26 protein-coding genes are annotated in these 20354 nt (G+C 49.1%); 10 read left to right on the top strand and 16 right to left on the bottom strand.

What is annotated here, in order from left to right; translation table 11 throughout:
* Positions 1-30: 30 nt before the first annotated feature.
* The 4 genes from FZP57_RS02805 to glmS form a co-directional block, all read right to left on the bottom strand.
* Positions 31-972 (bottom strand): glycosyltransferase family 2 protein, encoded by a 942-nt coding sequence (locus tag FZP57_RS02805; RefSeq protein WP_013295444.1) that lies wholly within the window; start codon positions 970-972, stop codon positions 31-33.
* 98 nt (positions 973-1070) lie between these two features.
* Positions 1071-2207, bottom strand: coding sequence for a glycosyltransferase (locus FZP57_RS02800; RefSeq protein WP_013295443.1), 1137 nt, complete (start codon positions 2205-2207; stop codon positions 1071-1073).
* Positions 2208-2240: 33 nt separating this feature from the next.
* Positions 2241-3119 (bottom strand): bile acid:sodium symporter family protein, encoded by an 879-nt coding sequence (locus FZP57_RS02795; protein ID WP_191216425.1) that lies wholly within the window; start codon positions 3117-3119, stop codon positions 2241-2243.
* Between the two features lie 5 nt (positions 3120-3124).
* A complete protein-coding gene (glmS, locus tag FZP57_RS02790; protein ID WP_191216424.1) occupies positions 3125-4897 on the bottom strand; it encodes a glutamine--fructose-6-phosphate transaminase (isomerizing) in 1773 nt (590 codons plus the stop codon).
* A gap of 129 nt (positions 4898-5026) precedes the next feature.
* Between glmS and purC the strand changes: the two genes are divergently transcribed.
* From purC to FZP57_RS02750, 8 genes are read left to right on the top strand one after another with little or no spacing between them, the layout of a single operon-like run.
* Positions 5027-5773 (top strand): phosphoribosylaminoimidazolesuccinocarboxamide synthase, encoded by a 747-nt coding sequence (gene purC / locus FZP57_RS02785; protein WP_191216423.1) that lies wholly within the window; start codon positions 5027-5029, stop codon positions 5771-5773.
* 9 nt (positions 5774-5782) lie between these two features.
* Positions 5783-6037 carry a phosphoribosylformylglycinamidine synthase subunit PurS gene (purS, locus tag FZP57_RS02780; protein ID WP_191216422.1) on the top strand — a complete coding sequence of 85 codons (255 nt, stop codon included), beginning with the start codon at positions 5783-5785 and terminating at the stop codon, positions 6035-6037.
* Positions 6038-6040: 3 nt separating this feature from the next.
* Entirely contained in the window at positions 6041-6691 is a 651-nt protein-coding gene (gene purQ / locus FZP57_RS02775) for a phosphoribosylformylglycinamidine synthase subunit PurQ (RefSeq protein WP_191216421.1), read from the top strand.
* A 29-nt stretch (positions 6692-6720) separates the two neighbouring features.
* The gene (cobA, locus tag FZP57_RS02770) at positions 6721-7437 is read left to right on the top strand and encodes a uroporphyrinogen-III C-methyltransferase (RefSeq protein ID WP_191216420.1); all 717 of its coding nucleotides are present in this window, start codon (positions 6721-6723) and stop codon (positions 7435-7437) included.
* Positions 7403-8197 (top strand): uroporphyrinogen-III synthase, encoded by a 795-nt coding sequence (locus FZP57_RS02765; RefSeq protein WP_191216419.1) that lies wholly within the window; start codon positions 7403-7405, stop codon positions 8195-8197. The genes cobA and FZP57_RS02765 overlap by 35 nt, the downstream gene beginning before the upstream one ends.
* A gap of 59 nt (positions 8198-8256) precedes the next feature.
* Positions 8257-8469: a signal recognition particle subunit SRP19/SEC65 family protein gene (locus tag FZP57_RS02760; protein WP_238337971.1), complete on the top strand. Its 213-nt coding sequence runs from the start codon at positions 8257-8259 to the stop codon at positions 8467-8469.
* A gap of 12 nt (positions 8470-8481) precedes the next feature.
* Entirely contained in the window at positions 8482-9876 is a 1395-nt protein-coding gene (gene recJ / locus FZP57_RS02755) for a single-stranded-DNA-specific exonuclease RecJ (protein ID WP_191216417.1), read from the top strand.
* Positions 9876-10670, top strand: a complete 795-nt coding sequence (locus tag FZP57_RS02750) for a MarR family transcriptional regulator (protein ID WP_191216416.1) — start codon at positions 9876-9878, stop codon at positions 10668-10670. Before recJ ends, FZP57_RS02750 begins: the two co-directional genes overlap by 1 nt.
* Before the next feature lie 30 nt (positions 10671-10700).
* On the opposite strand, the gene FZP57_RS02745 is transcribed toward FZP57_RS02750, so the two are convergent.
* From FZP57_RS02745 to FZP57_RS02690, 12 genes are all read right to left on the bottom strand, one after another.
* A complete protein-coding gene (locus tag FZP57_RS02745) occupies positions 10701-11132 on the bottom strand; it encodes an ACT domain-containing protein (protein WP_013295432.1) in 432 nt (143 codons plus the stop codon).
* Positions 11133-11147: 15 nt separating this feature from the next.
* Complete coding sequence (locus tag FZP57_RS02740) at positions 11148-12443, bottom strand: phenylacetate--CoA ligase family protein (RefSeq protein WP_191216415.1); 1296 nt, start codon at positions 12441-12443, stop codon at positions 11148-11150.
* Between the two features lie 177 nt (positions 12444-12620).
* On the bottom strand, positions 12621-13229 hold the full coding sequence (locus tag FZP57_RS02735) for a superoxide dismutase (protein WP_191216568.1): 609 nt from the start codon (positions 13227-13229) through the stop codon (positions 12621-12623).
* Positions 13230-13242: 13 nt separating this feature from the next.
* Positions 13243-13920, bottom strand: coding sequence for a peroxiredoxin (locus FZP57_RS02730; RefSeq protein WP_074358660.1), 678 nt, complete (start codon positions 13918-13920; stop codon positions 13243-13245).
* A 13-nt stretch (positions 13921-13933) separates the two neighbouring features.
* A complete protein-coding gene (locus tag FZP57_RS02725; RefSeq protein WP_074358659.1) occupies positions 13934-14443 on the bottom strand; it encodes a ferritin in 510 nt (169 codons plus the stop codon).
* A complete protein-coding gene (locus tag FZP57_RS02720; protein WP_074358658.1) occupies positions 14433-15608 on the bottom strand; it encodes an FprA family A-type flavoprotein in 1176 nt (391 codons plus the stop codon). Before FZP57_RS02720 ends, FZP57_RS02725 begins: the two co-directional genes overlap by 11 nt.
* Positions 15609-15770, bottom strand: coding sequence for a rubredoxin (rd, locus tag FZP57_RS02715; RefSeq protein WP_074358657.1), 162 nt, complete (start codon positions 15768-15770; stop codon positions 15609-15611).
* A 15-nt stretch (positions 15771-15785) separates the two neighbouring features.
* Positions 15786-15947, bottom strand: a complete 162-nt coding sequence (locus tag FZP57_RS02710) for a rubredoxin (RefSeq protein ID WP_074358656.1) — start codon at positions 15945-15947, stop codon at positions 15786-15788.
* A gap of 316 nt (positions 15948-16263) precedes the next feature.
* Entirely contained in the window at positions 16264-16452 is a 189-nt protein-coding gene (locus FZP57_RS02705) for a hypothetical protein (protein WP_238337970.1), read from the bottom strand.
* Positions 16453-16544: 92 nt separating this feature from the next.
* Positions 16545-16940, bottom strand: a complete 396-nt coding sequence (locus FZP57_RS02700) for a universal stress protein (RefSeq protein ID WP_074358654.1) — start codon at positions 16938-16940, stop codon at positions 16545-16547.
* A gap of 19 nt (positions 16941-16959) precedes the next feature.
* Entirely contained in the window at positions 16960-17511 is a 552-nt protein-coding gene (locus tag FZP57_RS02695) for a flavin reductase family protein (RefSeq protein ID WP_074358653.1), read from the bottom strand.
* A 4-nt stretch (positions 17512-17515) separates the two neighbouring features.
* Complete coding sequence (locus FZP57_RS02690; protein ID WP_074358652.1) at positions 17516-19222, bottom strand: ABC transporter ATP-binding protein; 1707 nt, start codon at positions 19220-19222, stop codon at positions 17516-17518.
* Positions 19223-19335: 113 nt separating this feature from the next.
* Between FZP57_RS02690 and FZP57_RS02685 the strand changes: the two genes are divergently transcribed.
* Entirely contained in the window at positions 19336-19863 is a 528-nt protein-coding gene (locus FZP57_RS02685; protein WP_074358651.1) for a nicotinamide-nucleotide adenylyltransferase, read from the top strand.
* A gap of 49 nt (positions 19864-19912) precedes the next feature.
* The gene (locus tag FZP57_RS02680; RefSeq protein ID WP_074358650.1) at positions 19913-20344 is read left to right on the top strand and encodes a molybdenum cofactor biosynthesis protein MoaE; all 432 of its coding nucleotides are present in this window, start codon (positions 19913-19915) and stop codon (positions 20342-20344) included.
* Positions 20345-20354 lie beyond the last annotated feature (10 nt).

The raw sequence follows: 20354 nt of genomic DNA, 5'->3' as shown, positions 1-20354 counted from the left end.
ACCTCGGAGTGAATAATATATTTGATCCAGTTAAAATTCACCAGGAGCTACTGTAATCCCTTTTTTTAGAGTATAACCTTCTCTAAAAGCCCTTAATATTTTTTTAATATTTTTTGGATTCTTTGAAGCGTATATAATGATGTATTGGAGGAGTGTTCTTATTGGCCTTAAGTATTTGGTAGAAAGGTTTTCACCATACTTTCTATCTAGATAAACAATATTCCTTATAAGGTAATGTGTCTTCCAGTTGAATTCTGGATCCGCCACAACCTTTTTTATCATCTTCGCTTCTGACACCATATAAATAGGAGCATATTTTTTGAGCCTTATTGCATAATCAGTATCGTCTGCTATTATAAAAAGATCCTTATCAGGAAAACCTATCTCCGCAATAGCATCTGCGCTTATCAGGGGACCCTCAAATGATATCGCTGAAACCTCAAAATATTCATTAATAAGATCATCCTCTGAAATTATACCATATGTGAAATTCCTTAAAGGATTTTTAAAATTAAATTCTTTTGTCTCAAGATTGAAAAGCGAACCATTAAAAAATCTTACTGGTACAAGGGCAGATTTTTTTTCTATAGAATTTCCCACTTTAATTAAATTCTCAAGAGTATTGGGTAAGGGCTCTACATCATCATCCATTAACCATACCCAGTCATATCCATCTTCATAAGCCATTTTGACTCCTTCATAGAAACCCCCAGCTCCTCCAATGTTTCTTGATAGTCTAAGATGGGTTATCCTTATCTCCTCCTCATTGTAAAGGTTTTCAATGGTCAATGTTCCTCCATCAGGGGAGGGGCTATACCCCTCCTTTTGTAGTAGTTCTGGTGTCCCATCAGAGGATGAATTGTCAATTATATATATGGCTTCAAGTGGTCTTGTTTGACTTCTTAACGCATTAATGCATTCCAGAAGCAATTTTTTACGGTTAAAGGTGACAACAACTGCGCATATTTTCATAATATCCCTTTTAATCCTCTAATTATTAGATGTCTGGTTGGTTAAATAAATTAAAAATAATTTGTATAAATGAATTTTTCTTAAGTCCATAGTATGATTCATAGTTTTGTCTTAAGAATATTTTCAAGGCTATTTGATAATCTGGACCAGTCGTAGAGCTTAACAGATCTCATTAAAGCCGATTTGTCGCAATCAATCTCTATAGCCATTTCAACTGCATTTCTGATATCTTTAATATCATCAAAAAACACTGTGTTACCAAATTCTATCCTTCTAACTTCTTCAAGAGGAGAAGAAACTACCTTTAATCCCGCCGCTGAGTATTCAAAATATTTTATAGGGCTAGCAGCATCAGTAAACGGGTATTTTCTAAAAGGAAGTAATCCTACATCAAATGTTTTCATAAGAGAAGGAATATGCTGATGTTCAACCATGCCGGTCAATATTACCCTATCAGATCCTATTTTTCGCAACTTATCAACTTCAGGACCAACTCCGGCTATAATAATTACAGAATTTTTTTCCTCAAGAAAAGGTATTAAGTTACTCACTGTTTCATATAGATTTGACCATTCACCAAAATAACTTACATAGCCAAGGACATAATCATAATTATCTAAATTAAATTTATCAATAAACCTATCCGGCTTTGCCATCCTGAATTTATTAATTTCAACGCCGTTGGGTAAAACAGATGCTTCTTTTGATAGATTTTTATATTTATCTCTCAGAACAGATGAAACAAAAACTGTATGGTCTGCTTTTTCTATCTGTTCACCAATAGAATCTTCTATTCTAAGAAATTTACTCATAAACCTCATCATTAGAGGCACATTTTTATAGGAATCTACATGATCATCTACCAGATCATAAATAACAGGAACCTCATCAAATGGAGGTACTAAATCCCATATGAAACTTTCAGAAAATATAACATCAATAGAATTTTTATCTATTATGTCCCTTATCTGAGCATTAACAACCCCCCTGTTAAGAGGTGGTAAAATAAAGGTCCTGCCCACATGATGAACAAATATATTATCTTCTATGGAAGTTGTATAATTTTTTATAATACTACTAAAATTTCTTATTCGATTAAATGTGAGGGGATATGGCATGTCCCATGACAGCACATGAATTTCATTATTTTTTTTCAGATTTTCAATAAAAAAGTTGGATCTACCAGGTATATTACATACCGTATGAGGTACATGTGGTATTATTAGTATATTCATATAAACACCCTTTAAAACATCTTTCTTTATTGATTAAGCTTTATAGTAAACAATTCCCGTGAATACTGGCATCACCACAAGTAAAATCGTGGCAGGAAGCGCAGCTGCAGGTGAAAAGTAGGTGAGGGCCACGCCAACAGGGATCACACCATCACGCATACCCGCCGTGTAAACATATGCTGCCCCATCATGTCCCATTAGCCTTCCAAGAATAAAGCCATAGGTGAAACCTGCAAGTAGCATCACAGATACCATAAGGACAATCTCCATCACACCACCACTTCTCACCGAACCTGACATGTGGGCAACCGCAACAACTATTATCACAAGTCCAAGTATCGCCGACAGGAAGTTAAGGTTCTTTCTTGCAGGTATAAACCTCTCCTCCTCAAGCCTCAGGATGAGTGCAGCGACTGCAGGCAGGAATACTGTGAATACAAGCAGTTCAAATACCCTGAAAGCCACTGAAAGTGAGGCCACACCCATGAGGTAGAGGACAGCAGGGTAAACTGCAACAGATAGCAGCATCGATGTAAGGGCAGCTGAAAGGGCAGGGGTGCCGTCACCACCGGATAGCTCCGTCCAGAGGGCCGCAACAACAGGTGATGGAGCAAATGAGAGTAGTATGATCCCCGAGACAATATCACCGCTGAAATTGAATGTTTTAATAAAAATGAACCCCAGAACTGGATATAGCAGAAAATTGGACACAGAGACCAGACCAAGAAACTGGGGGTGGTGGATGATCCTCCCAAAGTCCTCGAGACTGTGTTCAATGACAAGGGAGAACACCAGAAATGCGAGAAGCAGAGGCGTGTAGCCTGATAAAACTGAAAACTGGGGGAATAATAAACCTGTAAGGACGCATAAAAGCGTCAGGGCCCCATAGTACTTCTTTATTCTTTCTGTCATCTCCATCATTCAACGGTTACACACTTTGCAAGGTTCTTTGGCTTATCAGGGTCAAGTCCCCGCTCAACACTCACATAGTATGAGAGGAGCTGCAGGGGAACGATGTACACGAGGGGTGAGAGTACCTCGTCCACCTCGGGGCTTAGACCTATGAAGTCATCGGCCTCCTTCATTAGGGCCTCATCAAGGGTGCTCCCGACACCTATAACCCTGGCACCCCTCGCCCTGACCTCCTCAACGTTGCTCAGGGTCTTGTCATGGCATGGCCCGGGGGGTGAGATGGCAACAACAGGCACCCCATTATCTATGAGTGCCAGGGGCCCGTGTTTGAGTTCCCCTGCGGCATAACCTTCCCCATGTATGTATGTTATCTCCTTGAGTTTAAGGGCTCCCTCAAGGGCCGTTGGATAGGAGAATCCGCGCCCTATGAAGAAGAAGTCGCTCACGTTGCTGTAGCGGGATGCCAGTGCCCTTATCTTATCCTCATCCCCAATGGCATCCTCCATTATAGCTGGGACCCTCTCAAGTTTTTCAATTAGCTCAGGGGCGCCCATGGCAGCCACCAGCATGTATATGATGGTAAGCTGACTCACATACGTCTTTGTGGCTGCAACACCTATCTCAGGACCTGCCCTCGTGTAGAGGACATGCTGTGCCTCCCTTGTTGCTGAACTTCCAAGGACATTGACTATCGCCAGGGTCTTGGCCCTTGAATTTGCAGATCTCAGTGCGTTCAGGGTGTCGGCTGTTTCACCGGACTGGCTTATGAATACTGCAAGGGTCCTGTCTGTGAGTGCGCGTGCAGAGTACCTGAACTCACTTGCAAGGATGACATCGGTGGGTATTCCCAGGATGCTTTCAAACAGGTACTTGCCGACCAGTGATGCATGGTAGGAGGTCCCGCAGGCAACAAAGCATACCCTTTCAACCTCACCTATCTCCTTCACCACCCGCATAACCTCATCCATCTCTGTGAGGGTATCTCTGACGGCCCCTGGCTCCTCATGTATCTCCTTGATCATGAAGTGATCGTATCCTGCCTTTTCGGCCATGTCCGCTGTCCAGTCAATTACATGGACTTCCTTCTCCACCGTGTTACCCTCAAGGTCCCTTATCCTCACATCACCGTCAATTATGACCATCTCACCGTCATCCAGGTATATGATGTTCTTTGTGTGGTTCAGGATGGCCGGGACATCAGATGCCAGGAAGAACTCGCCATCACCAGCACCCACTATGAGGGGGCTCTCCTTCCTTGCACCAACCACCCTGCCGGGTTCCCTTGAGGATATGGCTGCAATGGCATATGCTCCCTTAAGTTTACTGAGTGCTGTGGCTGTTGCGGCTTCAAGGTCCATCCCCTCATCCATGTACTTCTCTATGAGGTGGGGTATCACCTCTGTATCTGTCTCGGACCTGAAGATATGGCCCTCTGATTCAAGTTCCTCCCTGACCTCCAGGTAGTTCTCTATTATCCCATTGTGAACAACGGCTATCTCCCCGGTGCAGTCTGTGTGTGGGTGGGCGTTCTCAGCGGTTGGAAGACCATGTGTGGCCCACCTGACATGGGCTATGCCAATGCTGCCTGGTAGATCAGCAAGATCCAGCTCTGAGTCTACCTCGTCGATTTTACCCCTGTCCTTCTTGATATTTATCATAGGATCTGCCGTTGCAATACCTACAGAGTCATAGCCCCTGTACTCAAGTCTCCTGACGCATTCAAGGAGTACCGGCGCCGCCCTGTTATCTTTGAGTATACAAGCCACAATGCCACACATTTAACCACCTTAGAAGCATGATAAGGTTCACAAGATTATATAACTGAATCGTAATATAACTCTAATAAGATTTACACATATATAAGTCTTAGAGGAGAGATTTAATCTCAAGGCTTTAAAAGTGATAGCATGAACGTGAAAATAAACGGCCCACTCTACAGTGGTAAGGCGAAGGATGTTCTCATGACAGATGACCCTGAAATCGTTGCCGTGAGGTTCAGGGACGATATAACTGCAGGTGACGGTGAAAAGAAGGACACCCTTGAAATGAAGGGCTACTATAACTCTGTTATTTCAGCCAAAATATTTGAGGTTCTTGAGGGGGCCGGTGTGCCAACCCAGTACCTGGAACTCCCAGAACCCGGCTGCATGCTTGCAAGGAAACTTGACATGATACCCATAGAGGTTATACTGAGGAACATTGCAGCGGGAAGTATTGTTAGAAGGTTCCCCTTCACTGAGGGACAGAAATTCAGGCCCCCAATCATACAGATGGACTACAAGAGCGATGAACACGGCGACCCCATGCTCAATGAGGACATAATCCTGGCCCTCGGGATAGCAACCAGGGACGAGATCTCAGAGATAAGGAGGATGACACTGAAGATAAACGATGTCCTTGTGGAGTTTTTCAGAGAAAAAGGCATAATTCTACCTGACTTCAAACTGGAATTTGGAAGAGATTCCTCTGGAAGGATACGCCTGGGGGATGAGGTGAGCCCTGACACCTGCCGCCTCTGGGACATGGAGACCGGAAAACCCCTGGACAAGGACATATTCCGCCGGGGAGAGGAGGGGGTTGTGAGCGCCTACAGAAGGGTTGCTGAAATGATACTTGAGATGGAAGACATTGAAAGATGGAACGTTAAAATCTGAGGTGATGGGATGAAATTTATGGTTGAGGTCAGAATAAGGCTCAAGAAGGGTATGCTCAACCCGGAGGCGTCCACGATTGAGAGGGCCCTTGCACTCCTGGGGTATGAGGTTGAAAATACCGATACAAGTGACATCATAACATTCACCATGGATGAGGAGAGTTCTGAGGATGTCAGGCGGGAGGTGGAGGATATGTGTCAGCGCCTCCTCTGCAACCCGGTTATCCACGACTACGAGTTCAGTATAAAGGAAATGGAAGGCTGAAACATGAGGGTGGGAGTTATAAGGTTTCCTGGATCCAACTGTGACCGTGACGTTTACCATGTCCTGGAACTTGCCGGGGCAGAACCCGAGTATGTATGGTGGAATCAGCGGGACCTGGGACACCTGGACGCGGTTATAATTCCTGGAGGCTTCTCCTACGGGGATTACCTGCGTGCCGGTGCAATCGCAGCCATAACCCCCGTTATGGATGCTGTTAAGGAGCTGGTTAAGGAGGAAAAACCTGTTCTCGGAATATGTAACGGTGCACAGATCCTGGCAGAGGTCGGCCTCGTTCCAGGGGTCTTCACCGTGAATGAGCACCCGAAATTCAACTGTCAGTGGACCAGCCTGCAGGTTAAGACCACGAGAACCCCCTTCACAGGGCTCTTCAGAAGGGATGAGGTTATAAGGATGCCTGTTGCACATGCAGAGGGGAGATACTACCACGAAGACGTCAGCGAGGTCTGGGATAACGACCAGGTCGTGCTGCAGTTCCACGGTGAAAACCCCAACGGCTCCCTTGATGGAATAACAGGGGTCTGCGATGAATCAGGACTGGTATGTGCTGTGATGCCCCACCCGGAAAGGGCCTCAGAGATGATACTCGGATCAGATGACGGTTTCAAATTCTTCAGTGGCATAATGAAGATCTGATTCCCGCCAGTGAAAAAGAGGTGATGCTCATGGTGGTTTATCTTGTTGGGGCGGGTCCAGGGGACCCTGAACTCATAACACTTAAGGCCATAGGGGTTCTCGAGAGGGCTGATGTCGTTGTGTATGACAGACTGGCAGGTGAGGAGATACTTGGATACGCCCCTGAAGACGCAAAACTGATATACGTAGGTAAGAAGGCCGGTAAACACCACAAAACACAGGATGAGATAAACAGGATCCTGGTTGAGGAAGGAAAGAAGCATGAAACAGTGGTCAGGCTCAAGGGCGGCGATCCATTCGTTTTCGGAAGGGGAGGCGAGGAACTCCTTGCGCTCAGGGAGGCCGGAGTTGAGGCCAGGGTCATTCCCGGTGTGACCTCCGCTGTGGGCGTTCCCACATCTGCAGGGCTTCCTGTGACCCACAGGGGCGTTGCAACATCCTTCACTGTTGTCACAGGACACGAGGACCCCACAAAACCTGAAAAACAGGTGCACTGGGATTACAGGGCAGATACCCTCATAATACTCATGGGTGTCGGTAACGTGGAGGAGAACATGAGGGAGATAATGAAGCACCGGCCCCCTGAAACCCCTGTATGTGTGATTGAAAAGGGGACAACGGAGAATGAGAGGGTCATCCTGGGCACACTCGAGGATATAGCAGAAAGGGATCTGAGGCCGCCTGGAATCATAGTGGTTGGTGAGGTTGTTAATGTCTACCGGGAAATTAGAGGGTCTCAGGGGTAAGACCATCGCCCTCACAAGACCCGCTGAGAGGGTATCTGCCGCTGTTAAACTGATAGAGGGTGCCGGTGGAAAAGCCCTTGTCGCCCCAACCCTCGAGCTGAAGATCCTGAAAACAGATTCCCTCAGGGAGGTGTGCAGGAGGGCCCCTGAATGGGACCTGGTTATATTCACCTCCCCATCGGCTGTTGAATCCCTGTTCAGCACCTGCAGGGACTTCCATGAGAAACTCAGGGATGACTGTATTGTTGCGGTTATAGGGCCCAAGACTGCCCGTGCAGCGTCTGAAATGGGTCTCAGGGTGGATCTTGTGCCGGAAGATTACACCGCGGAGGGTCTCCTGGAGGTCCTCAGGGAATACAACCTTGAGGGGATGAGGGTGGCCCTTCCAAGGACGCTCTCTGCAAGGAGGGTCCTCCCCAGGGGGCTCGAGGAGATGGGCGCAGAGGTCCTTGTTGCAGAGGCCTACCAATCCGGGATACCAGAAGATACAGCACCAGCAGAGGAAATGATAGAGGGCATAATCAAAGGGGAGGTGGATGCGGTTACATTCACAAGTCCCCTTACAGTGGAAAACCTCTTTAAAATTGCAGGTGACAGAGAGAGTGATCTTATCGATGCCCTCAGGGGGATACATGTGGCTGCAATAGGCCCCATAACCCTCAGGAAACTTGAGGAGTATGGTCTTGGTGCAGTCATCCCGCAGAGGTACACGGTCAGGGACATGCTAGCCGAACTTTCAGAAAGGATGATGGAGGAGTAAATGTGATAATATGGCCAGCCTATCTGGATTCACGGAAATCACGGAGCCAGGGGCGAAGGGTGCCCCTTGAATACGCGGTTGAATCCCCCACCGCCAGTGAAATACTCAGGGCTGCAAAAAAACTCCAGCTTGAAGCCCGTATGGAATCTGATAAGTCATACCCTCCCTCCTGGTGGGAATCATCAGGGAGGGTTCTTGTTGAATATGAGGGGAGTAAGAGGGAACTGCTCATAAAACTTGCAAGGCTTGTGAGGTCCTCAAAGAAGAGTTGAGGGTATGTAATAATGAACATGGACGAACTTGAAGGGGCGCTCAGAAGGGCCCGTAAGCTGGTTGAGGAGGCTGAGACGGTTACAGTCTACAGCCACACAGACTGTGATGGTATAACAGCGGCAACAATCCTCAGCAAACTCCTTGAGGGTCTCGGGAAGGACCATGAGATCAGCATAATAAACATCAATGAGGTCACCGAGGTTGAACCCGGCCCGGATCTAACAGTGTTCAGTGACCTTGGATCCGGACAGAGGATCCATGAAAACATGGAAAGGAGTTCCCGTGTTCTCATACTCGACCACCACCCCCCAGTGCGAAATAGAAACTTTGAACCTCCACGGGGTGAGCTCCTTGAAATAAATCCCATCTTCTATGGAATGGATGGTTCAACCAGCATCTCAGGTGGTGGCCTATCATATCTACTTGCAAGGCAGTTCGGATACACTGAGCTCAGCTGGATGGGTCTGCTTGCAGCAGTGGGTGACATGCAGAACATCAAGAAAGGTAAGATGGTTGGGGCCAACCGGGTGATCCTTGAGGACAGTATAAGGGAGGGTGTGGTTGACTGCCGCAGTGACCTTACGATCTACGGTAGACACACCAGATCCATCGTAAGTGCCCTCTCATACTTCGGGGATGTTACCCTGCCCACAACAAACAATACCAACGAGTGCATAGCAAGGCTTAAGAATCTGGATATACCCCTGAAAAACGGCGAAACCCAGAGGAGGCTCTGTGACCTTACAGATGACGAGAAAAGAAAACTCTTCAACGAGATATACCGTATGATGGTCAATGAGGTCCCCCGGAGGTACCATAAATACCTCCCCATGCTCATACTCGGTGAGGTCTACGAGTTAAGATCAGAGGAGAGGTACACAGTATTCAGGGACCTCTCAGAGTTCTCAACCGCAGTTAACGCATGTAACCGCAACTCAAGGTGGAAGCTTGCAATGGATATCATCGGGGGGAACCGCCATGGAAGGCTGGATGAACTTGAGGACATCCTCAGGGAACACAGGGCCTACCTGGCGGTCACCCTTGACCGGATAATGGACGAGGAACTCATAAGGGATATGGATAACCTCCAGTACTTCCATGCGCCGGAAGTGAAGACCTCGGTGGTGGGTACGGTTGCCGGTATGCTCCTGGGCTACGGTGACTGGAGGAGGCCCATGATAGGGCTTGCTGAAACCGATGATGGGCTCAAGGTTTCACTGAGGTGCTCTCGCCTCCTGGCATTTGACGGTATACACTTCGGTTCAATCATGCAGAGGGTGGCAGAGAAGGTCGGGGGTAGTGGCGGTGGTCATGCGACCGCCTGCGGAGCATACATACCCTCTGAGAATGAGGAAGAATTCCTCAAACTCCTTAACAGGGCCATAGAAAAGGTGAAGGTGAATTGATGAAGGCTTTCAGAAAGAAGGGAGAACTTACACGTTTCCAGGTGCTGAGTGAGATAGCGAGGCGTCAGCCCTATGTGAGGCAACGGGATATAGCAGATGAACTGGGAATAACGGTCCAGGCAGTGTCTGAGAACATAAAGAGCCTCATAGCAGAGGGCCTTGTGGAGGCAGGAAGTGGAAGGTCCCACTACAAGATAACCCGGAGGGGTGGTGAGAAGCTCAAGAGTGCTGCTGTGAGCCTCAGGCAATACGCCGATGAGGTCCTGGAGTACATGAGTTCCTACAAGTCCATCTGGCCAGCCATCGCCTGGGAGGACCTCAACGCAGGTGATGAGGTCGAACTGTTCATGGACGACGGCGTCCTCTACGCCCGGAGGAGGACCAACGGGGAAGCCCACGCCACAGTCATGAAAAGTGCCTCAGAGGGCGAGGACGTGGCCCTCACAGAACTCAGCGGCACCATACCTCTCCAGAGGGGAAAGGTGACCATCGCGGTTCTCCCGGGGATATCCGAGGGCGGTTCAGGGGCAGCGGACCTTGAAAGGATAAGGGAACTCGCCCATGGTCAGGACAGGATAGGTATAATGGGGACAGTTTCAAGGGCCGCAGCGACCAGGTTAAACTTAAATGTTGATTTTGAATTTGCAACCCCCCATGCTGCCCTTGCAGCCGCAAAGAGGGGTCTGAATGTCCTCGTACTTGCAGTTGGTAAGATGAGCAGAAGCATAACAAAGAAACTGGAAGATGAGGGCATAGAGTACTCGGTTGAGGATGTCAGGGTTAAGGGGGAGTAGACCCCAGCCCGACATGGTTGAATATTCCGCTCAGAGGGAGTAGACCTCCTCTGGTGGGACCATCCGGATCCCGGCATCCCTCAGGGCCCCTTCAAGGGCATCCAGATCCTCTGTACTCATGAAGAGTATCGCCTTATCCTTTTTTTCATGGACAAATGCGTATATGTAGTCAAGGTTCAGGTCATAGTCCTTGAGGACCCCAAGGATTGATGCAAGGCCCCCTGGTCTGTCATCCATCTCAACTGCGACAACATCCTTCAGCTTAACAACAAAGCCGCTATTCTCAAGCACATCTGCCGCGCGTTCAGGTTCAGGTACTATGAGCCTGAGTATCCCGAATTCTGATGTATCTGCAAGTGATAGGGCCCTCAGGTTTATATCTGCCTCTGCAAGTGTACTCAGTGCCTTCCAGAGCCTTCCCTTCTTGTTTTCAAGAAATATTGATATCTGCTTAACCCTCATGGTATCACCATAAATTTAAAGGTTCCTCTTATCTATCACCCTTACTGCCTTCCCCTCACTCCTTGGTATCGTGCCTGGTTCAACCAGGGTCACCTTAACCCTGAGGCCTATCTCGTTTTCTATGAACTCCTCGATCCGGTCCCTGGTCTCTACCATCTGCCGGATGTCATCTGAGAAGAGTTCAGGGGAGGTCTCCACCCTCACCTCAAGTTCATCCATGAGGTGGGGCCTTGTCACTATTATCTGGTAGTGGGGCTCAATACCCTCTATGCGGAGGAGCGCCTTCTCTATCTGGGATGGGAACACTGAAACTCCCCTGACCTTGAGCATGTCATCGACCCTGCCTGTGATCTTTGAGATCCTTGCAAGGGTCCTGCCGCAGCCACATGGCCCATAATCTATTGAGGTTATATCCTTTGTCCTGAACCTTATAACCGGCATCCCCACCCTTGTGAGGGTTGTGAGTACCAGTTCTCCGCGTTCACCGGGTCCCAGCCTCTCACCATTCCCATCTATTATTTCAGGTAAGAAGTGGTCCTCTGCAATGTGAAGGCCGTTCTTCATGCTGCACTCCATTGCAACGCCGGGTCCCATGATCTCTGTAAGGCCATAGATGTTGAATGCAGGTGCCCTGAACCTTCTCTCTATCTCGGCCCTCATCTCCTCTGTCCACATCTCGGCCCCGAAGCCTATGGCCTTTATCTTTGATTTTTCAGGGTCAAATCCCTCCTCCTCTGCAATTTCAGAGAGGTAGAGGCCGTAGGAGGGTGTGAATATCAGTACCGTGGTGCCGAAGTCCTTCATTATCTCTATCTGTCTCCTTGTCTGGCCCGTTGAGATGGGGATCACCGTTGCACCTATCTTCTGTGCACCGTAGTGTACGCCGAATCCTCCTGTGAAAAGGCCGTAGCCGTGGGTGTTCTGTATAACATCGTCCTCGGTGAGGCCCATCATTGTAAGCCCCCTGGCAACCACCTCACTCCATATTTCAATGTCCTCCCTTGTGTAACCTGAAACCACTGGTTTTCCGGTGGTCCCTGATGATGTGTGGACCTCAACTATTTCACTCCTTGGAACGGCGAACATTCCAAAGGGGTAGACCTCCCGCAGATCATCCTTTGTTGTGTACGGGAGTTTAACTATATCTTCAAGGGTTTCTATGTCCTCGGGGTGGACGTTGTTCTCATCAAACTTCTCATGGTAGTAGGGAACGTTCTCGTAGGCCCTCTTCACGGTATCCTGAAGTCTTTTAAGCTGCAGTTCCTCGAGTTCATCCCTTGATATGCATTCCATTTCCCTATTCCAGATCATTCGAATCAATCCTGAATCAGTGCAACTGTAATGGTTTATGGTGCCCCTGAAAATAAATCTTACCCCGGGCCATAAGATCCCCAGGGGTATGGATCCCCTAAAAATGAACCATAAAAGACAGGTAGGGTACAGTTAAGCGCCCTGAAAGTGCCCATCAAAAAAAAAGAAAGTTTTTTATTAAAAGAGGTCCTCGAAGCGCTTTTCAACTTCCTTCCAGTTGACTATGTTCCAGAAGGCTTCAACGTAGTCGGGCCTTACATTCTTATAGTCAAGGTAGTAGGCGTGCTCCCACACATCAAGGACCATTATGATCCTGAAGTGGGGTATCACGTTGACATTGTGTTTCTCTACCTGCATTATGAACAGCCTGTCGGTCCTCTGGCAGTAGGTCAGAACGGCCCATCCTGAACCCTCTGCACTTATAGCTGCCTGTGAAAACTCCTTCCTGAACCTTTCAAAGCTTCCGAAGTCCTTTTTGATGTATTCCGCAAGTCTTCCTCCGGGTTCCCCTCCGCATTCAGAGGCGGGTCCCATGTTGCCCCAGAAGAAAAGGTGCAGTACGTAGCCCCCTACGTGGAATGAGAGTTCCTTGAGGGCTGCCTTGATGTCCACCTCTGAGTCGTTCTCCCTTGCCCCGTCAAGTTTCCTGAGGAGTGCGTTGGCACCATCAACGTAGGCCTGGTGGTGCTTCTGGTGGTGCACCTTCAGCTGCTCCTCTGATATGTAGGGTTCAAGGGCATCATACCCATATGGCAGTTCAGGTAGTTCATAGAATTTTTTCTCCATCATATCACCCCCATCATATTTCCCGGTGGCAGAGCCACCAGTCATAGCATTCGTATTCCTCCTTCCTCTTCCTTGCGGTTTCAACATCAGAGGCAGGAGGTACTATTACGCGTTCACCTATCAGCCCGTTATCAGGCCAGTTGGCGGGTGTTGCAACACCCTCCTCGTCTATGACCCTGAAGGCCCGGATCATCCTCAGGATTTCAGGGATGTTCCTTCCAAGTTCCTGTGGATAGTAGAGTATGGCCCTTATGATCCCCTCAGGGTCCACCACGAAGACGGCCCTCACCGTGTTTGTGGGCCTTGCAGGGTGTATGAGTCCCAGGGTGTCTGCAACCCTCCCTGTGTCTGCAATAACAGGGAACTCGATCTCAACTTCAAGGTTTTCCCTTATCCATTCGATCCATTTTATGTGGGAGAAGACCTGATCAACGCTCAGGCCCACAAGTTCACATTCCATCTCCCTGAGTTCAGGGTATGCCTCCTGGAATGCCAAAAACTCCGTTGTGCATACCGGTGTGAAGTCTGCAGGATGGCTGAAGAGGATGAACCAGCGTCCACTGAATTCCTTGGGGAGCTTCATCATCCCGTGGGTTGTCTGAACCTCCATTTCAGGGAACCTGTCACCTATGAGGGGCATCCCCCTCCCCTCTTTCTTTATCTTTCTGAGTTCGTATATCTTCTCACCCATAGATTAACCCCCATCATTCATCTGCCGGTTGGTTATAGACTCGCTGGCCCAGTTCAGAGTCCAGCATGAGGAGTGCGCTTGGTGAGTCCGCTGCAAGGCGTACCTTCTGGAGGACCGCCCCTGCAGATTCCTCCTCCTCAACCTGTTCAGCCACAAACCACTGGAGGAAGTTGTTTGTTGCATGGTCCCTCTCAGAGACCGCCAGGTCCACCAGGTCGTTTATGAGTCCGGTGACCTTCCTTTCATGTTCAAGGACGTGCTTTGACACCTCAAGGGGGGACTCCCATTCGAAGGGTGGTTTCTCTATCTCATCAAGGACAACCCTGGCCCCCCTCTGGACCAGGTAGTCGTAGAACTTCATGGCATGGGAGAGTTCCTCCTGTGCCTGTACGCGCATCCAGTTTGCAAATCCTGGCAGGTCTGAGGCCTCATAGTAGGCTGCCATTGCAAGGTAGAGGTATGCTGAGTAAAGCTCAGCGTTTAGCTGCCTGTTAAGGGCCTCCTGCATACTTTCACTTACCAAAATATTCACCCCCTAATTCACTTATCTTAAGTGCAAGTTCATCCAGTCCCTCAAGGTCTTCATCCCCTGGAAGGCCCTTCACAAGGACCGGGTCAAGGTATTCAAGGTTAAGGCGGGAGAGTATGCCCTTAACCTCAGATTCAATCCGGGTGCCCCATCCATAGGATCCTACGACTGCGGCGTACTTTATGGGCGGCCTCATGGCGCCTGTAAGGTAGAGTGCTGCTGCAATCTTAGGGTGGGGCCCGGTGAGTACCGTTGGTGATGCTATAACAAGGAATGATGCATCCACCAGTTCCGTTAAAAGTTCACCGGAGTCTGCTGATGCAACGTTTAGGGGTCTCACACTGACATCATGCTCCATGAGGGCCTCTGTGAGTCTTGATACCATTATCTCGGTGCTCCCATGCATGGTGACATGGAGTATGACCGTCTTTCCTGAGCCCCCTGAGGACCAGTGGCTGTAGGCATCCATTATCATCCCGGGCTCCATGATGAGGGGTCCGTGGGATGGTGCGATGATGGATATGTCAAGGTCTGATATCTTCCTGAGGTTGGACCGGACCATCTGAGGGAAGGGCATCATTATATGGGCATAGTACCTTCTGGCCTCCCTCAGGATTTCTCCGGGTCTTTCCTCCATGAGCTCTGATGTTGCAAGGTGGGATCCGAAGAAGTCGCAGCTGAAGAGTATTCCCTCCTCCTCAAGGTAGGTTACCATGGTGTCCGGCCAGTGGACCCATGGCGTTACCCTGAATTCCAGGGTCTTATCCCCGAGGGAGAGCTTCTCACCGTCCTTTATGGCCCTCATATCCCCTCTGAAGTCCAGGAGATTCTCAAGGAGTTCAAGGCATGGTGCGGTTCCGAGAACCTCAGCATCAGGGTACCTTTCTATGAGTTCAGGGAGGGCTCCTGAGTGGTCCTGTTCTGCGTGCTGTGATATTATGTAGTCTGGTTCCACTCCCACCGAATCAAGGTTTTTAAGAAGTTCCCCTGCCCTTGAGGGCTCGGTGGTGTCTATGAGTGCTGATGCACCGCTTCCCCTTATGAGGTAGGAGTTGTAGCTTGTACCCCTGGGGATCTCCACGAGTTCATCGAAGGTCCTGCGATCCCAGTCAACCGTGCCAGTATAGTAGACCCCGTCAGCTATCCTTTTGACGGTCATTTAATCCATCTTCTTGAACTGGTCCTTTCCAACGCCGCACACAGGGCATACCCAGTCGTCGGGGAGTTCCTCAAAGGGTGTTCCTGGTTCTATACCTGAATTCGGGTCTCCCTCTTCAGGGTCATAGATGTAACCGCACATCTGACACACGTATTTATCCATTCAGTCACCTCCAGTCTAATCCAGTGGTTTGAACATTTTCTTCTTTGCACCGCATGACGGGCATCTCCAGGTATCGGGGAGTTCCTCGAAGGGTGTTCCCGGTGGAGTGTCTGTCCTTGGCTCTCCCTTTTCAGGGTCGTAGATGTAGCCACATATCCTGCATTTGTACCGCTTCACATTCAACACCTTGTGAATTTCCTTGGTCTATTTTATTATCCTTCTAAAATTTATAATTATCCAATCCATTCAGAACAGAAGGTTAATTAGCCAGGAAAAAAATGTGGTTTTTTCAGATACTGCCTTCATTTAAGTAGTGGTGACAAGCCAGGATTGCAAAAAAATGTATAAAGTTCTACACACTCACCGTGAACCAGGGATCCATGTGACAATCCAGGGCCTGCACAAAAAATTTATGGGCACTGAAAAGTGGTTATTCATTAAAAAGAGCCTATGAAGGTTCGGGAACTTAACTCAGAAATAAAAAATGGGTTTTTCAGTCAAGGTATTTCATCCTTACAACGTTGAAACCCACAACGCATCCAACAAAACCCATCCTGAGGTAGGGGCTTACGGGTGCATAGACTGCAATGGCAAGTATCATGACCCCTACGAGGGTGTGGGTTAGAAGGTTCTTCCAGTCTGTAAGGTATGCCTTTATTCCACCCAGAATCTTTCCCAACATAACACCTCATATATCAAATTTTGATATATCAGATTATAAAATACCAGTATATATAGTTTGCCATTACCCCTGAAAAGATGAAAAATTAGGGTTCACTTCACCAGTAAAACAGGTACCGTGACCGTCTTGAGGGTCGTCTCAGCCACGCTGCCCATGAGGATCTTCTCAAGACCTGACCTTCCATGGGATGCTATAACAACAAGGTCCGCCCCTGTCTTATCAGCAATCTTCTTCATGTCATGGGCCGGACTCCCGAATACAAGGACCTCATCGACCCTGACACCTGCCTCACGCCCCTTCCTCTGTACTGCCCCGAGAATCTCCTTACCCTCCTCCTCAAGGACCTCAAAGGGGTAGATCAGCTTCTCATCAATAACATGGACGGCCACAACAACCGCACCGAGGCGCCCGGCAAGTTCAATGGCAATATCCTCAGCCCTTGCAGCGTATTCAGAGCCATCCGTTGGAACCATTATCTTCTCAAACATCCATTCCACCACGTTTAGATCAATCAACACGCCTCACATGATCCCCTATAACAAACTCCTTACCCCCAACATGGAGCACAGGCTTCACAGCCTCAACATCAAGTAGACCATCCTTCATGCACCCTGAGGGTACTGATGCACTGACAACACAACCCGTTATCAGGTTATGGTCACCGATCTCACTTATCCTCAGGAGTTCGCATTCAAGGTGCCCGGCAGCCTCCACTATCCTTGGGGGCTTCACCTTCTCTGATGGAATCCATGTAAGTCCTGCTGCCTCAAGTTCGTTCTGCCCTGCGGGCATGCTCTCTGCGGTTATCCACATCTTATCAAGTATCGCGGCGGGTGTTATGTTCATGACAAACTCATGGGTCTTCTCGATGTTCCCTGCCGTATGGTGGCCCGGTGCAGATGCAAAGGCAACAATCGGCGGGTTAATGGAAACTGGCATGGTGAAGGAGAAGGGGGCCGCGTTGATGTTCCCCTCCTCATCCACGGTTGTTACAATCACCGTGGGTCTTGGTGTCAGTATTCTGTGGGCATTTTCAACCGGAAAATCTTCAAAATCCATTCAATCACCCCTTAACCTTCTGAAGGTATCTTGCATGACTCCTGTTAACAAATTCATCACACAGTGCCCCTGGTTCACCATCCATGACCAGCCTGCCATCCTCAATCATCACGGCCCTGGTGCTGAGCTCCCTTATAAAGTCAACATGGTGGCTCACCATTATGATGGTTGTCCCGAACTCCATGTTTATCCTCTTAAGGGAGTTGGAGACCACCCTGAGTGTCAGGGGGTCAAGGTCCCCGAAGGGCTCATCAAGTATGAGTACATCGGGTCCTGATGCAAGGACAAGGGCAAGGGTCGCCCTCACCTTCTCACCGCCGGATAGTTCATAGGACCTGCGGTCAAGTATCTCCATTGGAAGGTCCAGTGCCCTGAACACGGGTTCAGCATACCTTTTAACCTCCCTGTCAGGGAAGCTGGGGAAGAGATCCTCAAGTATCTCAGGTGAAAGGCCGAGCTTCTCAAGGCGCTGCCGGGCCTCTGTTTCAGGCAGATCAGTGAGCTGGTAGAGGACGTCCAGCACCTGGTCGCTTATACCCAGCTCCTCAGCCCTCTTCCTTGCCTCATCAACAACATGCTCCCCCTTAACACCGAGCCTTGCAGCTATCTGGCTCCTTATGGTGGCATGGTGTGTGAGGGCGAACTCCTGGTGCATGAAGCCCATCTTCCTCCTTATACCCATCCGCATGACACCGGGCTCGTGCATGTTAACCCATTCACTGTTGAGCCTGAACTCCACGGTGCCGCTGTCAGGGTAGTCGAGGCCTCCGATCATCCTCAGGAGAACCGTCTTACCGGCCCCGCTCGGCCCTATTATCGAGACTATCTCACCCTCATTTATGTCAAGGTTAACATCCTTCATCTCAAGGACCTCACCACCCCTCAGGAGGACGAACCTCCTTGAAATATCGCGGACCCTGAGAATCTTCCTGTCAGAGGCAGACGGTTTATAATCAACCGGGGCCTCCATGTCCCCCATGAACTCCTCTATGATCCTGGAGGGTTCCCCCTCATCGATGATGCGCCCATCCTCCATGAGAACGACCCTGTCTGCAAGGTACTCGTGGACCTCGGGCAGATGGGATACCAGGACAACCGTCACTCCCAGTTCCCTGTTGATGTTCTTTATGGCATCAAGTATCTCCTGCTTCGTCCTTGGACAGGACATGGTGGCGGGTTCGTCCAGGAGGAGGACCCTGGGCTTCTTTGCAAGCTGCCTGGCCATGATGAGCCTCTGCTTCTCACCGCCGCTGAGGACCGGTGCGAAGTGATCCGCCTTATGATCCAGTCCAACTATCCTGAGGAGTTCCATGGCCTCATCACCGAACTCGTCAAAGGCGTACTCGAAGTCTGTCATGGACTCATCACCATACCTTGCAGCGTAGAGTTTCCTTATAACGTTCTGTATGGCTGTTTCAGACCAGAGCCCGAAGGACCTCTGGAGATGGATGGCTGTCTTCTTCTTGAGCTTTGAAAAATAGTACTGACTGGATGATGCCTCGACGGTCACATCATCAAGGGTTATTCTGCCTGAATCAAAGGGTTCAACACCCCTGAGGATCCTGAGTAGGGTTGTTTTCCCTGACCCGCTCATGCCGATTATCCCGAGGATTTCACCCTCCTCAACTTCAAGGTTAACGTCCGAGAGTGCCCTGAATTCCTCTCCATTTTCAAGTTTATAGGTCTTTGTAAGGTTTTCCACCCGTATCATTGAATCACCTGCAATCCCTGATCCTGAAGATTTTTATCCCATGAGTATATAATCTAGAATCATTATATTTCTAATAGTTTTACTGACATAATAACCTTTATGCGGTGATATCAATGAGGGGATTGCTGGTTGGAAGGATGCAGCCATTTCACAGGGGGCACCTGCAGGTCATTAAAAGGATACTCAGGGAGGTTGATGAACTCATAATATGCGTCGGGAGCGCCCAGCTGAGCCACAGCACCAGGGACCCCTTCACCGCAGGTGAGAGGGTTATGATGCTGACGAAGGCCCTCAGTGAGAACGGAATCCCCGCATCAAGGTACTATATAATCCCTGTGCAGGACATTGAATGCAACGCCCTCTGGGTGGCCCATATAAAGATGCTTACACCACCCTTTGACCGTGTTTACAGTGGAAACCCCCTTGTCCAGAGGCTTTTCAGTGAGGACGGCTATGAGGTTACAGCACCCCCACTTTTCCACAGGGAAAAATACTCCGGCACGGAGGTCCGGAGGAGGATGCTTGATGATGGTGACTGGCAGTCACTCCTCCCTGAGTCTGTTGTGGAAGTTATAAATGAGATAAGGGGTGTTGAGCGCATAAAACACCTTGCACAGAAGGAACTGAGTGAACTTGTATGATGCTGGATAGAACATCCCTAACCGAATGAACCGATATGAGGTGCCATGAATGATCGTTAAGGTGACAGATGAAGCAGGATCCTTCAGGATGGAGGATCTCATCGAACATTTAAAGAAGAGCCCCTACCTTGATGAGTGCGGAGCAGTGTTCACCTTCGAGGGAATCGTCAGGGGAGTGGATGATAAGAAAACAGAGAAGCTCGTGCTGAGGACCCCTGACCCAAAAAGAACCCAGAAGGGCCTTGAGGAAATTGTGGAGGACGTTAAGAAGAAGTACCCTGTCAGGGACGTGGCCGTTGTCCATTACATCGGCGAATTCTACACCTCAGACACCCTCTTCATGGTCGCGGTTGCAGGTCCCCACCGGAGGGAGACCCTTGATGCCATGGCGGAGATAATCGAGAGGACAAAGCATGAGCTTGACTTCCAGAAGGAGGAATACACCGACAGCGGGAAGAACATCATCATGTCCGGGGGTTAAGGGGCTGTGA

The organism is Methanothermobacter sp. THM-1 (genome assembly GCF_009914355.1).
GTDB lineage: Archaea > Methanobacteriota > Methanobacteria > Methanobacteriales > Methanothermobacteraceae > Methanothermobacter > Methanothermobacter wolfei.
The sequence above is the reverse complement of the archived record's forward strand: the minus strand, read 5'-3'. Positions and strand labels throughout refer to the sequence as shown.